Source organism: Roseateles sp. P5_B10, from assembly GCF_056400485.1.
Genome location: NZ_JBFULE010000003.1, coordinates 1 through 13,202 on the forward strand (window position 1 = coordinate 1; position 13,202 = coordinate 13,202).

The following is a 13,202-nucleotide window of genomic DNA, read 5'->3' on the forward strand; positions in this document are numbered from 1 at the left end:
GTCTATACGAACAGCCAGCTGCGGGTGCAGGAACCGGTGGCACCCAAGTTCGTACCGGCCGGGCCGACACGGGTGTCCGATTTGGTTCAGTTGCTGGCCAAAGGCAAGACGGCGCCGCGCGACATGATTTCCATTCTTCAGGCGATCAAGGCGGCGGGTGCCCTGCATGCCGAGTTGATCGTTCAGTAAACCCAGGGAGCACTCTTGAACTTCATTGACCCTGCCACCTTGCAACTGGTGAGCCGTGCCCTGGATGCCGGCGCGATGAGGCACCAGGCCATTGCGCAGAACATCGCGAACGCCAACGTCACTGGCGCCAAGGCCCTGCGTGTGCAGTTCGAAGAGCTGCTCGGCGACGTCCAGACCGAACTGGCGGCGGGCCGCGGCTTCAAGGCCGAGAACGTTCCGGCGCCACAGGTTGTGGCCACGACTGACAGCGCTATCGCGCTCGATGCCGAGATGGCTGCGCTGTCAAGCAACAGCTTGCAGTACCAGGCACTCCTGAAGGCCATGGGCCGGCAGCTGAGCATCCTTTCCGTGGCCGTGCAGGAGGGTCGTCGCTGATGGACTACCGCGCCGTATTTCAGATTGCCGCCGCCGGCATGGACTTCGAGAAGCGCCGCGTCGATGTCGCCGCGCTCAATCTCGCGAACATGCACAGCAGTGCGCCCGCCGGTCAGGCGCCCTATGCGGTTCAAAAGGTTGTCGCCCAACCCCTGCAGGTGAACTTCAATCGCGCGCTGGGGCTTGCCGAGCCTGCGGTGCTGCCACGCGAAGTCAAGCTTGTTGCGGCGGATCTGGCTGCTCGCCTGGTGCATGACCCAGGGCATCCGCATGCCAATGCACAGGGGTTCGTGGCCTACGCCCCGGTCGATCAGGCCACCGAAATGGTCAGCGTGAGCACGGCGCTGCGGGCCTACGAAGCGAACGTGGCGGTGGCGAGCACTGCCAGGGCCATGGCCGCCAAGGCGCTGGATCTGGGAGGCCAGGGATGAGCTTTCAAGCGATCGAGGCCCTTGAGGCCATTCAGCCCCAGGCGCTGCAGACGCCGCAAGTTGGCGTCACGGGTGCTGCGGCACCGGGCTTTGCAAACTGGGTGGAGCGGGAACTTGGCAGCCTGAACACGCAACTGGTCAGCGCTGAGYAAGGCATCAACAAGCTGGCGTCGGGCACGGCCGAAAACCTGCACGACGTGATGTTGCAACTGGAGCAGGCCCGGTTGGCGCTTCAAGTCGCCAGTCAGGTGCGGTCCCGAGTGTTGGAGGCGTATCAAGAAGTGATGCGCATGCAGGTGTAATTTGATGGCAACGCAATCTCGAACCGCGATGTTGGGCGGTTTCTTCGCTGGATGGTCGGCCCGCAAGAAGCTGGGCTTTGGCCTGGGCTTGGCAGCCATCCTTGCAATCGTCCTGGCTTTTGCATGGTGGGCCCAGCGCGCACCCAAGGCGGTCTTGTTCTCCGACCTGGCCGAGCGTGACGCGGCGGTGCTGACCGCCGAGCTGGACAAACTCAAGCAACCCTACAGCCTGAGCGAGGATGGCCGCGCCATCCTCGTCGCGGCGGACAGCGTGCACCGCACGCGGCTGGCGGTGATGGGCAAGCAGCTGCCGCTGCATGGTGCCGTGGGGTTCGAGCTCTTCAACAACGCTGATTTCGGTGTCAGCGACTTTGTGCAGAAGGTCAACTACCAGCGCGCGCTGCAGGGTGAGTTGACGAGAACCATCCTCGCCATCGACCAGGTCCAGGACGCCCGGATTCACCTGGCGCTGCCTGATCAGACCCTGTTTCGCAAGGACGGCCCCAAGGCCAAGGCGTCGGTCAGCGTGTCTCTCAAGGGCGGCCAGGCCCTGCGTGCCGATCAGGTCGTGGGCATCCAACGCCTGATTGCGGCGTCTGTGCCTGAAATCAAGCCGGATGACGTCACGGTGCTGGACCAGCACGGTGTCGTGTTGTCGAAGGCCGGTGGTGAGGACACGACCCAGGCAGCCGGCCAGCTCGATGCGCGCCAGGGCCTGGAAGCGCATCTCTCGCGCAAGGCGGCGCGCCTGCTCGACCAGATGTTCCAGCCTGGCGAAGCGATGGTCGCGGTGGACGTGGTGCTCAATCACGAACAGTCGCGCGTGACGACGGAAGAAGTCTTGGGCGCGCCGCAAGGCGAGCGCGGAGGTCATCTCGCGGGTGTCATCACGCGTGAACGCACCGTGGTCAAGGAGCCTGCTGGCGACGCGAACGCGAATGGCGGCGCTTCCACGCAGGTGCAGACCCAGGAGACCGACTACCAGCCTGGCAAGCGCGTGGCTCAAACGGTGTCGCAGGGCGGCCAGATCTCGCATCTCAACGTGGCGGTCGTGGTCAGGCGCAATCTGGGAGAAGCTGAGATTGCGCGCGTGCGCCAACTTGTCGCGACGGCCGTAGGCCTCCAACCTTCGCGTGGCGACGTGGTGGCGGTGCATTCGATGGCCGAACTGGGAGCGGCCGCATCTGTGCCGGTTGCGGCGGCCAGCCAGGTAGCTGTCACCACGCCCCAACCGCTCACTCCGCGCGCGCGTTCCAGCGAGCCTGTCGCCGAGCGGGCAGCGGCGCCAGTGGCGGTGGTTCTCACCGTCATGCTGGCCCTGACGCTGGTTGTCGTCGGCGTGCTGTGGTGGACCCGGCGTGCGCCGAAGGCTGCTGTCGGGCCCTCGCTCAGCGAGCGTGAGCGCGAGGCCATGCTGGCCAAGCTGAAGCAATGGCTGGAACCGCAGGCATGAACCTGGATTCGGACACTCCTGCAGGCTTGCGCCGCACCGCGCTGGCCCTGCATGCGCTTGGCCAAGCGGATCGCGAATGGCTGCTGAATCAGCTGCCGGTGCAGTCTCGGCAGACGCTGGGCGAGCTTCTGGCCGAGTTGAGCGAGCTGGGCATACCGCCCGATGACGAGGTGATCCGGGTTGCGCTGAGCGAGGCTGCGCCGGACCATCCGATGTCGACGGGCGAGGCGCGAGCCCTTTGCTTGGTACTTGCAGACGAGGCCCCCGCGGTGCAGAGCCTGCTCCTCGCCGCACTGCCCGTGCCGCAACGGGACGCCGTCCTGCAGCATTGGCCTCACGAACTCCTGGCTCGCCCCAGTGCTGTCGCCGGGCCTGGCTGGACGCCCGCACTCCATGAGGCTGTGATGCAAAGCTGGCGTGAGCTGGCGCAGCTGCCGGAGGCCGCGTCGTGAAGGCCGTGTCAGTGCTGAAGGCCGGCCACGCAATGGATGCCCTTGCGTCACGCGTCATCTTGCGCGGCGAGACGACGCAACCCGTCGAGCAGCCCACCGAGCCGGGCGTCTGGATCAGCCAGTCCGACCTGGAACTGCTGAAGAGCCGCTGCATGGAGCAAGGCCGCAAGGATGGCGAAGAGCAGGGCCGCCGGGCGGCTCAGCAGGCCGCGCAGCAACAGGCGGAGCGCGAGGCCAAGGCGCGGTTCGACCTGGAGCTCAAGGAGCGCCAGGACCGGCATGTCAAGGAACAGGCCGAGAAATGGCGCGGCCTGGCGACTGCCCTGGCCGGCCAGGCGCAGACGCTGCGTGAGCGGCTGGCGGCGGAGGTCACCGAGTGGACGTTCATCGCCGTCGCACGCCTGCTGGGCCAACAGGCGCCGGAGGACGTTGCCGCCGTCGTGCGGCAGGTTCTTGACGAGGCGCAGGTGGACGGCACGCTGACCGTCTTGCTGCACGCGCGGGATCTGGCGGGCCTCCAGGCCTGCCGGGCGACCGACGCGGAGAACTGGCCACAGGGGTTGACCTTTGCGCCCTCCGACCGCGTGAGCCTGGGAGGCTGCCTGATTCAATCCGACCTCCAGACTCTGGATGCACGCCTCGAGGTGCAGCTCGCCCTGCTGCGCGAGACCCTGGACACTGCCCGGCGCGAGCGCGCCGCGATCAAGGGCTGAGCTGTGTCGACCTGGCCTCAAGCGCTCGCTCGACTGCCGCTGTACAGGCGCGTGGGACGGGTCACGCGCGTGACGGACCTCGGCGTCGAATCCTCGGGTCCGGCGGTGGCCCTTGGCGATATTTGCGAGCTGCGCACGCCTGAGGGCGACCGCATCGAGGCCGAGGTTGTCGCCATCCACGACCAACGTGTGACGCTGATGCCGTATGGGCACTGCAAGGGTTTGATCGTCGGAACCGAAGTGCTTGCTTTGGACGCTCAGCCCAGCGTGCCTGTCGGCCCAGGCTTGCTGGGCCGAGTGGTCGACGCTTTTGCTCGCCCGCTGGAAAGCGTTCCGGTGGGGCCAACGCTGGAGATGCCGCTACATCCGCCTCCCCTCAACCCGCTTGCCCGCGCCCCTATCAGCGAATCGCTGGAGACGGGCATCCGTGCCATCGACGCCATGCTGCCGCTGGGCAAGGGCCAGCGCATGGGCATCTTCGCGGGCAGCGGCGTTGGCAAGAGCTCCCTGCTGGGCATGCTGGCGCGCAACCTGACGGCGGATGTCGCCGTGATCGCTTTGATCGGCGAGCGTGGTCGCGAAGTGCAGGATTTCATCGAGAAGCGGCTCAGCCCCGAGGCGCTGGCGCGTACGGTGATCGTTGTCGCGACTGCCGAGCAACCCGCGGTCGTGCGTGCTCGCGCCGCGCAAACCGCGACCAGCATTGCCGAGTACTTCCGGGCCGAGGGACGGCATGTGTTGTTGATGATGGATTCGATCACCCGCTTCGCCATGGCCAGGCGCGAGATCGACCTCGCGGCAGGTCAGCCCCCTACCGCACGCGGCTACACGCCGTCGGTGTTCTCCGCAATTCCCTCTCTGTGCGAGCGCTGCGGCGGCCTGCAGGGCATGGGATCGATCACCGCGCTGTACACCGTGCTGGTGGAAGGCGACGACATGAATGAGCCCGTCGCGGATGCGCTGCGGGCCACGCTGGACGGGCACATCGTTCTGAGCCGCGAACTGGCCAGTGGTGGCCACTACCCGGCCATCGACGTCCTGAGCAGCGTCAGCCGCCTCGACGCGGATCTGCTGGACGCTGGTGATCACGAACTGGCTCAGCAGCTTCGCTCGCTGCTCGCGGTCCACAAGCGTCAGCATGAAATGGTGGACATGGGCCTGTACAAGGCCGGCAGCAATCCATCGTTGGATCACGCGCTTCAGAACTGGGACCGCATCAACGGTTTCCTGCGACAGGCGACGGCAGCCCGCTCTACCCTTCAAGAAACGCGCACGGCATTGGCTCATGCGCTCGCCAGGCAGGCCGCCTCATGAAGCCGCGCAAGACTTGGCTTCATACCGCGGTCCGGGCTCACCAGGCCAAGACCCTGGATCACCTCCAGCGCACCCGGCATGCATGGGACGAGCTGTTCGAGGCTGAGCAACTCAGGGACAGCGCGATGGGGGACCTCAAGTCGTTGCGCCAGGACTGGGCGAATCGGCGCCATGCTGCCGCCTCGAGCCGGGAAATCGATGCGGTGTACTTGCGCTTCCACGGCTTCCTGAGCGACGAGGCCGTGAAAGCCGAGCACGCTCAGCAGGCGTGTCGCGAGCAGGTGGATGCGGCGGTGGCTGAACTGAAACAAAGCCACGCCGTCCAGCGCACATTGGAAAAGATCGCCAGACAGTCGGCAGAGCAGTTGYGGCGCAGCGCGAGGGCCACCGAGCTTCAGAGCAATGCGGAAGCATGGCTGCTGGGACGGATTGCTGGCGGCGCCGCTCACGCTGAACGGAACGGGGCGGCTGGAGAGTCCTTCGACGTTGTCGACGGTAAAAAACGGAAAGCTTCTTTGTCGGAAGGTTGAAATGACTCAGATACATGGCAATGCCCCGCCGAAAGATCGGCTCGACGACAGCGCGGTCATGCAAAGGCGGCTGCTGCAGGACCTCGAACGCCAATGGTTGGACACCTGGGGACAGGCGCAGCAGCTTCAGCCCCAAGCCGGGTTCCAGATGGAGGCCTCGAACGCAGAGGCGGATTCCAGTGCCCGCGTCAACGCTTCCCGATTGGCCTCCCCGCAGGCTCAGGGTAACGCTGGCACTCGTGTCGACGCGAAGAATGATGGAAGGCATGCAGACTCCCGCGCGCCCACAACGTTGGCGAAAGAGGGAGCACGCTTGCCGCAGAGTGCAGGCGCCGGAACCGGTGCCTCCGCATCGGCGAACGAATCAACGTCGCGGTCCACCACGCTGGCATCCCTGGAGTCCGTCAAATCCCTTGCTGGGCCTGCAGCCTTTGAAGGCACTCTGCGCGCTGCGCTTGAATCGGATTTGGCGAACGGATCAACGTCGCGCCCCGCCACGGTGGTTTCGTTGAAATCGGTCCAATCCCTTCCTCGGCCGGCTGCCTTTGAAGGCGCGTACGGCGCCGCGCTTGAGAGCGCTGGCGCCGTCAAAGATCCGGTGCCAGGTGCGTCCGACCGAGGTGCCAGCGCGGTGATTGGCGAAACGATGGACGCCATTGAGAGCGCAGGCGCCGTCAAAGATCCGGTGCCTGGTGCGTCCGACCGAGGTGCCAGCGCGGTGATTGGCGAAACGACGGACGCCAAGGTCGCCATGCCGACGGTAAGCATTTCCATGCAACCGCTCGTGCCGCTTGACGCAAACGCTGGCTCGCACATGACCGGCTTGGAGATCGACAGGCGCAGCTGGGGCGCCCAGGCGTCCATCCGGGGTGCCGCCCCGGAACAAGCACTGGCAGTGGCGACGGTCACATCAACCACTTCTGAAACCGCGCACATTGCTTTGCTCAGCGAGGGCCCCTCAGCCTTGCCATCCTCGATTGAAGAAGGTGATGCAGAAGCTTCGGCCCGCGCGCGGCCTCGGTTCTCGGCCACCAATCCGGAGAGCGAGCCCGCGTCGCAGCACCTGATGCTGCGCGAATTGAACGAGCAGCAAGTCCTTGCGTCCATGAGAGATGCCCAACTGAACTCTCTCGAATCGCAGGTGGCGGCACAGGAGCTTGCCAGGGCGCTGATGCAGGCCGGTTATGCGCGTGTGCAGGTTGTTGTCAACGGACACCAACGCAGGCATGGCGACGCTGCAGTGGAAGACGGCATGGCAAGCGATGGCAGCTCGTCCGCTGAGCCGGCCCCACAACAGACTTCCAACATTCAAACCACTCCCCATGGCAACTAGTACCGCCGCTGCAAACGCAGTCACTCAGATCGGCATCCAGGACTTTCTAAAGATCCTTGTCGCCCAGCTGGGCAACCAGGATCCGCTCAAGCCCATGGATAACCAGGAGTTCGTGACCCAGTTGGCGCAATTCACATCGCTGCAGCAAACGCAGGAGATGAACGACAAGCTTGGCTCGTTGCTGACAGCACAGGCATCGATGCAGTCGGTGGGCCTGCTTGGAAAAACCGTGGATGTGACGACGGAAACCGGCGCCACATCCGGAACCGTCACCGCGCTGTCGTTCACCTCAGGAGCGCCGCGCCTCACCGTTAAAACCAGCAGCGGTGGCCTTGTCGCCGACATCAACCTGGCCAGCGTCACGGCCGTCCGTTAGACGAATCCAAAGGAAGCACCATGCTCGACTCCATCTTCATCGGCACCAGCGGATTGCAGACCTTCTCTGCAGACCTCAAGGTCATCAGCAACAACATCGCGAACCTCAACACACCTGGGTTCAAGGCCAGCGACTCGCTGTTCGCTAGCCGCTATTACGCCAGTCCTGGCGACGGCTCGGGGCAGGCCACCGATGGCGCGACCCAGTTCGGCGGTGGCGTGGCGCTCAGCCACACCGTCGTGAACTTTCAGAGTGGTGAGCTCCGTCAGACGGGCAACCCGCTGGATCTGAACGTGAACGGTGAAGGGTTCTTCGTTACCCGTGAGAAGGACTCTGGCGAGGCGGTCTACACGCGTGCCGGTCAGTTTGAATTCGATCGCGACGGTGTGCTCGTCACACGCGGAACGAACAGGCAAGTGATCGGCCTGACGACCGCAAGCGCCCAGACGCCCATCACGCTGGACGGCCTGCGCATCTACGCGCCGAAGGCGACGACGGCGGTGAAGATGACCGGCAATCTCTCGAGCAGCGCCACGGAGTTCAACCTGTCCAGCCTCAAGCTCGTGGACGCTGTCGGCGGCGAGCACACGCTCAAGGTCAACTTCACACCCAAGACCGGGGCGGCCGGTACCTGGGTGGTCAAGGTCACGGACGGGACCACCGATGTGGCAAGCGGAGAGATTCAGTTTGTCAGCGGCATTCCGTCGCCCATTGCAAACACGCTGAGCTTCACCTATACGCCCCCGGGCGTGGCCGGGACGAGCGTCACCCTCGATTTTTCGGGCAACGTCACCAGCTTCGACACCGGCTCCTCGTCGACCCTTGCCATTGGCAGCAGTGACGGCTATGCCGTAGGCACGCTCAGCCAGATCGCTTTCGAGGCCGACGGCACGATGAGCCTGACCTACTCGAACGGCCAGACTGCGAAAGGCTCCAAGGTCGCGCTGGCCAGGTTCGATGCCAACGCGGAGCTCAAGCCGCAAGACGGCAGCGACTTCACCTACGACTCACGGCAAGGCGTGCATGTCGGGCAGGCGAACCAGGCAGGCTTCGGCAGCATTGGCTCCAATCAAATCGAAGGCTCCAACGTCGACCTCGCGACCGAGTTCTCGGACCTCATCGTCGCCCAGCGCGGCTATCAAGCGTCCTCCCGGATCGTCTCGACGGCCAACGAGCTGCTGCAAGACCTGTTTGACATGAAGGGTCACCGTTGAGCTCTGTTCGTCGCCTCACCTGGCTGCCTGAAGCGATCTGCGGCGAGATCGCCCAGGAGGTGGGCGGCCTGCTGTCGAGCTGGACGGTCAGGTGGAACGTTCCTGCGCCGGGGCCAGTGCAATGCCAGCCGGTTGCCGCTGGCGCCACGGATGCGCTCGACTTTGTCGATCTGTTGGGCGAGCCGTCTCCGGCGTGGAAGCAGTCCCTGGCTCAGGCCCTCTTCAGCTTCGACGCCCATGGATCGCCGCTGGTCGGCGTAGTCGTCCAGCGTGTGATCGCCTCATTGCAGCTTCAGGTCCGTGAGGTATTTGGGGTAAAGCCGGCGGCCGCAGAGGAGCATGGGCCCTTGGGTGACCAAGGCATTCGCATCGCGGTTGACATGCTCGGCCAACGCTGTGGATTTGTAATGACATGCGCGCAGTTGCGAGCGTCCGGGAGGCTGAAGTCGCCGGCGCCTGAGGCATTGCCCAAAGTGAACCTCGAACAAGCTCTCGCCGATACGCCTGTGCCCCTGATGGCCGAGCTGGGCAAAGCAGACATCAACGTCGAGGAGTTGATGCAGCTCGCGCCCGGTGACGTCCTGCTGCTGAAAGAGTCGCTTGATGCGCCGCTTCGTGTCCTGGCACCCGGCAGCTCACTTGAACTGTCCGGCCATCTCGGCACGATCGCCAACCCGCCCCAGCGTGCCTTGCGCTGGCTGGCTTCCTGATCTGGTTCCTACTGCCATGACGATCCAATCCGTTGAACTTCCCGCGCTTGCAGAGCAGCCCGGCTCCCAATCCGCCGCTCCCAGCCAGCGCCTTGCCGCCCTGGCAGGCGTCAAGGCCCAGCTGACCGTGGTTGCTGGTCATGCCAGCAGCAAGGTGGGCGAGATTCTTTCTCTGCGGGAGGGCGCGGTGCTGACGCTCGACCGAGCCCTCAATGCGCCCTTTGACGTGATGCTGGGCGACAACGTGATCGCCCGGGGCGAGCTGGTCGCCGTGGGCGAGCAGTTCGGCATCCGCATCGTGCAGGTCGCACCCCACGAATCCCAGTCATGAACCCTCCGGGCACTTCAGCCAGCGCGGCCATTCCCTTCCGGGTAGCCGAGGACACAGGGCTTCCAAGCGGCTCCCAATGGGGTCTGGCGACCATGCTCTGCCTCGTTGCGCTCGTGGTGATCATCTGGGGCCTGCGTCGCCGCAGCCTGGTGTCGAAGGCATGGCCGCGAGGTCGGTCGACGTTAATTGATGTGCTGGAGAGCCGGAGCCTGAGCGGGCAGACCCAGCTCGTCGTCACGCGCTATGCCGGGAGGCGCCTGTTGCTCAGCGTCGGTCCTGCAGGGACGCAATGCCTGCGCGACGACCTAGAGGACGAGGTAAAGCAGGCATGAAGTTGCATCGTTTGTTCGCGGCGAGCCTGCTGCTCACTGCCGGCGTGGCATGGGCTGCGGGTACACCACCTTCGCCTTGGAACCTGGCCGAACAAGGGGCACAGTCTCCGGAGATGGCCTCGGCCCTGCGCATCTTCCTGGGGCTCACGGCACTCAGCTTCATTCCTGCTGCGCTGATTTGCATGACCTGCTTCGTGCGCATCGTCGTCGTGCTGTCCATGCTGCGCCATGCCATCGGGTTGATGGAGTCGCCGCCGAACGTCGTCATCATCACCCTGGCGCTGTTCCTGACGCTGTTCTCCATGCAGCCGGTGCTGCAGCGGCTCAACGACGAGGCGGTGCAGCCCTATCTTGCCGGCAAGGCCAAGATGGCGGTCGCCGCCGAGCGCGGCATCGAACCGCTGAAGGAGTTCATGGTCAGGCAGACCCGCGAGCAGGATCTTGGCCTGATGATCGAACTGGCCAAAGCTGAACGGCCCCAGAGCCTGGCCGATGTCAGCATGCTGCACCTCATCCCGGCCTTCATGCTGTCCGAGTTGCGCATGGCCTTTCAAATCGGCTTCATCATCTTCCTGCCCTTCCTGCTCATCGACCTCATCGTCGCGAGCGTGCTGATGGCACTGGGCATGATGATGGTGCCTCCGACCACCGTATCGGTGCCCCTCAAGCTGCTGCTGTTTGTGCTGATCGATGGCTGGAACATCGTCACCCGTTCCCTCCTCGGCACCATCCACTGAGCACGCTGCGAGCTGGGCCAGCCGCCAGTCTCCTGTGGAGCGAGCCAGGCTGGTGGATGCCTACACGCCCCTCGTCCGGCGCCTGGCCGCGCGCGTCTATGCGCGCAGGCTGGGCAACGAATTGGAGTTCGCAGACCTCGTGCAACTGGGTGTCGTGGGCCTGCTTGAGGCGATTGATCGCTACACGCCCGCACGTGGCGTGCGCTTCGAGACGTTTGCCACCTATCGAATCGAGGGGGCCATCCTCAATGGCCTGCCCAGCTACAGCGAATTCCAGCGGCAGTTTGCCGCCCGCCACGACCAGGCGCGCGAGCGAGCGGAGTCTTTGCGCCAGGAAGATGCCGAGGAAGATAGATCCGCGCTTGAGCGGCTCAGCGACCTTGCGATCGGGTTGGCTCTGGGTTTTGCACTTGAGGGCGAGTACGAGCAAGTGGGTGAGCCGGGTGAGCCCGATAACGCGTATGCACGTATTGAGTTTGCTCAACTGAGCCGGCAACTGGCCGAACTTGTCGAGCAGCTACCCGAGGTAGAACGGCGAGTGATCTTCAGACACTACTTCCAACAGCAGCCCTTCGACGAAATTGCACAGGGTCTCGCGCTGACCAAAGGCCGCATCTCGCAGATCCACCATGCTGCATTGCGACGACTGCGTGAGCGTCTGCGCGAGCTCAAGGCAGGCAATGTGCTGGGCTGATACCGAGTCGCCTTGATGCATCTGACGCTCAGCAGCCCCGAAGCCCTGGGCCTGCTGATGAGTGGTCGACTGTGTCGGACCGCGGGCTTGTCTTCCGGGGACTTCAGGACCGCCGCGGCCGTCCCTGGTCGCAGAGTCGTGCCGGATCTGCGCGCGTGAACTCGGCGGTCCAGTTGGTCTCCCAGGTCTTGTCGTCGTAGGAAAAAGCCTGCGCCCAGCGGGCATGGTCGCGGTCCAGGTTCTCCCAGATGAAGCGCACCTTGACCGGTTTGTCGCCGTCCTTGTCTTCGCCATAGAACTCACCGCGGCCGCCCTGAAAGCCGCCGACGACGGGGATGGGATCGAGCCGACCCGACGGGCTGCTGACCCAGTAGATGGACCACTGGCGCTTTTGCGTGTCGAAGGCCCGCAGCGTCAGGCCGCGGCGGCCCAGCGTGGGCATGTGGAGCTCGTCGACGTTGGCGATGCCGTCCAGATAGTGCGTCAGGCACAGGTTGGCCGGGAACTCCTCCCAGTCGCGGCCGCCGGTGTTGCGCGCCTTCAGGCGGCGCTGCACCGTGGTCCAGGCGCCGCCGAGGAAGTCGAAGTCGTGCATGTCGCCCTGGCGGGCCAGCGTGTAGCCGGGCGGGTCGGCAGCGGCTGCAGGAGTGCATGCCAGCGCGGTGAGCATCGCAAAGGCGGCGAGGTTTTGAGTCGATGATGTGGGCATGTGGCGGTCTCTCGCTGGTTGGAAACCCAGTCTAGGAATCTCTCCCATGCCGCTCAAAACGATGATTGCTGCGCTTGATGTGAAGCCGCTCTTCAAATGGCCATGAACTCGCCCGGGCTGCCGCTTGAGTCGCTGCGCGTCCTTGCGGCCTGCGTGCGACATGGCAATTTCTCGCGCGCGGCCGACGAGCTGGCGATCACGCCGACGGCGGTCAGCCAGCGCATGCGCGCGCTGGAGGGCCAGCTCGGCGTCAAGCTCTTCGGCCGCCACGGCCCCAGGCTCATCGTGACGGCGCGCGCCGCGGCGTTGGCGGCCGGTGTGGAGCAGGCGCTGGCGCTGATGCGCACGGCTGTCGACGACTGCCGGCGCGCGCGGCCGCCGTTGCGGGTTACCTGCGCGCCCACCTTCGCCGCCTGCTGGCTGGTGCCGCGCCTGGCCAGCTACCAGGCGCTGGCCGGAGCAGACGCGATCGAGCTGGACGCCGGCCAGGGCCTGTCACCAGCCGGCAGCTTCGATGTCGCCGTCCGCAGCGGCAGCGGGCCCTGGCCCGGCTATCGCGCCATCCAGCTGCTGCCCGAGCAGGGCACGCCCATGCTCAGCCCGCGGCTGGCAGGGCAGAACAAGAGCTGGACGGTGGACGACCTGCTCGGCCTGCCGCTGATCCCCGACCCGCGCTGGCCCGCCTGGTTCCAGGCGGCAGGCCGGCCTGGCGCGCGACCGAACTTTGTCGCGACGCGCTTTCCGAACTACGAGCTGGAGGCGCGGGCCGCCGTACAGGGGCTGGGCGTGGCGCTGCTGTCGCCGGTGCTGTTCGGCGATCTGTGTGCGCGCGGCGAGCTGCTCGCGCCCTTTGCCACGCTGGTTCAGGGCCCCGACAGCTATTGGCTGCTGGCGCCCGCCGAGGCGCCGCCGTCGCATTTCGAGCAGTGGCTGGCGACCCAGCTCGCCGCCGCCGCGCCGCCGCCGGGCGCAAGCAAAACTATCGTTTGAAGATGCCGGACAGCAGG

At 65.3% G+C, this 13,202-nt stretch carries 19 protein-coding genes; 18 read left to right on the forward strand and 1 reads right to left on the reverse strand.

Annotated features, from left to right (window positions below; translation table 11 throughout):
- From AC1DU6_RS00525 to AC1DU6_RS00605, 17 genes are all read left to right on the forward strand, one after another.
- Positions 1-189: flagellar basal body P-ring protein FlgI (locus tag AC1DU6_RS00525; RefSeq protein WP_477855835.1), on the forward strand; the 189-nt coding region annotated here is incomplete at its 5' end.
- 15 nt (positions 190-204) lie between these two features.
- The gene (locus AC1DU6_RS00530; RefSeq protein ID WP_457391243.1) at positions 205-564 is read left to right on the forward strand and encodes a flagellar basal body rod protein FlgB; all 360 of its coding nucleotides are present in this window, start codon (positions 205-207) and stop codon (positions 562-564) included.
- On the forward strand, positions 564-995 hold the full coding sequence (locus AC1DU6_RS00535; protein ID WP_457323201.1) for a flagellar basal body rod protein FlgC: 432 nt from the start codon (positions 564-566) through the stop codon (positions 993-995). The genes AC1DU6_RS00530 and AC1DU6_RS00535 overlap by 1 nt, the downstream gene beginning before the upstream one ends.
- Positions 992-1,297: a flagellar hook-basal body complex protein FliE gene (fliE, locus tag AC1DU6_RS00540; protein ID WP_477855838.1), complete on the forward strand. Its 306-nt coding sequence runs from the start codon at positions 992-994 to the stop codon at positions 1,295-1,297. The genes AC1DU6_RS00535 and fliE overlap by 4 nt, the downstream gene beginning before the upstream one ends.
- Positions 1,298-1,301: 4 nt before the next feature.
- On the forward strand, positions 1,302-2,750 hold the full coding sequence (gene fliF / locus AC1DU6_RS00545; RefSeq protein ID WP_457323203.1) for a flagellar basal-body MS-ring/collar protein FliF: 1,449 nt from the start codon (positions 1,302-1,304) through the stop codon (positions 2,748-2,750).
- Positions 2,747-3,202: a hypothetical protein gene (locus AC1DU6_RS00550; RefSeq protein ID WP_477855840.1), complete on the forward strand. Its 456-nt coding sequence runs from the start codon at positions 2,747-2,749 to the stop codon at positions 3,200-3,202. Before fliF ends, AC1DU6_RS00550 begins: the two co-directional genes overlap by 4 nt.
- Positions 3,199-3,915 carry a FliH/SctL family protein gene (locus tag AC1DU6_RS00555; protein WP_477855842.1) on the forward strand — a complete coding sequence of 239 codons (717 nt, stop codon included), beginning with the start codon at positions 3,199-3,201 and terminating at the stop codon, positions 3,913-3,915. Before AC1DU6_RS00550 ends, AC1DU6_RS00555 begins: the two co-directional genes overlap by 4 nt.
- A gap of 3 nt (positions 3,916-3,918) precedes the next feature.
- Entirely contained in the window at positions 3,919-5,229 is a 1,311-nt protein-coding gene (locus tag AC1DU6_RS00560) for a FliI/YscN family ATPase (protein ID WP_457323206.1), read from the forward strand.
- A complete protein-coding gene (locus tag AC1DU6_RS00565) occupies positions 5,226-5,759 on the forward strand; it encodes a hypothetical protein (RefSeq protein ID WP_477855843.1) in 534 nt (177 codons plus the stop codon). Before AC1DU6_RS00560 ends, AC1DU6_RS00565 begins: the two co-directional genes overlap by 4 nt.
- Before the next feature lies 1 nt (position 5,760).
- A complete protein-coding gene (locus AC1DU6_RS00570; protein WP_457323208.1) occupies positions 5,761-7,092 on the forward strand; it encodes a hypothetical protein in 1,332 nt (443 codons plus the stop codon).
- On the forward strand, positions 7,082-7,468 hold the full coding sequence (locus AC1DU6_RS00575; protein ID WP_457323209.1) for a flagellar hook assembly protein FlgD: 387 nt from the start codon (positions 7,082-7,084) through the stop codon (positions 7,466-7,468). Before AC1DU6_RS00570 ends, AC1DU6_RS00575 begins: the two co-directional genes overlap by 11 nt.
- 20 nt (positions 7,469-7,488) lie before the next feature.
- Positions 7,489-8,682: a flagellar hook protein FlgE gene (locus AC1DU6_RS00580; protein ID WP_457323210.1), complete on the forward strand. Its 1,194-nt coding sequence runs from the start codon at positions 7,489-7,491 to the stop codon at positions 8,680-8,682.
- Positions 8,679-9,392, forward strand: coding sequence for a FliM/FliN family flagellar motor switch protein (locus AC1DU6_RS00585; RefSeq protein ID WP_457323211.1), 714 nt, complete (start codon positions 8,679-8,681; stop codon positions 9,390-9,392). Before AC1DU6_RS00580 ends, AC1DU6_RS00585 begins: the two co-directional genes overlap by 4 nt.
- Before the next feature lie 16 nt (positions 9,393-9,408).
- Positions 9,409-9,723 carry a FliM/FliN family flagellar motor switch protein gene (locus AC1DU6_RS00590; protein ID WP_457323212.1) on the forward strand — a complete coding sequence of 105 codons (315 nt, stop codon included), beginning with the start codon at positions 9,409-9,411 and terminating at the stop codon, positions 9,721-9,723.
- Positions 9,720-10,055 carry a flagellar biosynthetic protein FliO gene (locus AC1DU6_RS00595; protein WP_457323213.1) on the forward strand — a complete coding sequence of 112 codons (336 nt, stop codon included), beginning with the start codon at positions 9,720-9,722 and terminating at the stop codon, positions 10,053-10,055. The genes AC1DU6_RS00590 and AC1DU6_RS00595 overlap by 4 nt, the downstream gene beginning before the upstream one ends.
- Positions 10,052-10,792 (forward strand): flagellar type III secretion system pore protein FliP, encoded by a 741-nt coding sequence (gene fliP / locus AC1DU6_RS00600; RefSeq protein WP_457323214.1) that lies wholly within the window; start codon positions 10,052-10,054, stop codon positions 10,790-10,792. The genes AC1DU6_RS00595 and fliP overlap by 4 nt, the downstream gene beginning before the upstream one ends.
- A gap of 52 nt (positions 10,793-10,844) precedes the next feature.
- The gene (locus tag AC1DU6_RS00605; protein ID WP_457323215.1) at positions 10,845-11,486 is read left to right on the forward strand and encodes a sigma-70 family RNA polymerase sigma factor; all 642 of its coding nucleotides are present in this window, start codon (positions 10,845-10,847) and stop codon (positions 11,484-11,486) included.
- A gap of 103 nt (positions 11,487-11,589) precedes the next feature.
- Here the strand turns inward: AC1DU6_RS00605 and AC1DU6_RS00610 are convergent, their stop codons facing one another.
- Complete coding sequence (locus tag AC1DU6_RS00610; protein WP_477855844.1) at positions 11,590-12,195, reverse strand: hypothetical protein; 606 nt, start codon at positions 12,193-12,195, stop codon at positions 11,590-11,592.
- 102 nt (positions 12,196-12,297) lie between these two features.
- On the opposite strand from AC1DU6_RS00610, the gene AC1DU6_RS00615 reads away from it, so the two are divergent.
- On the forward strand, positions 12,298-13,185 hold the full coding sequence (locus tag AC1DU6_RS00615) for a LysR substrate-binding domain-containing protein (RefSeq protein WP_477855845.1): 888 nt from the start codon (positions 12,298-12,300) through the stop codon (positions 13,183-13,185).
- The last annotated feature ends 17 nt before the right edge of the window (positions 13,186-13,202 follow it).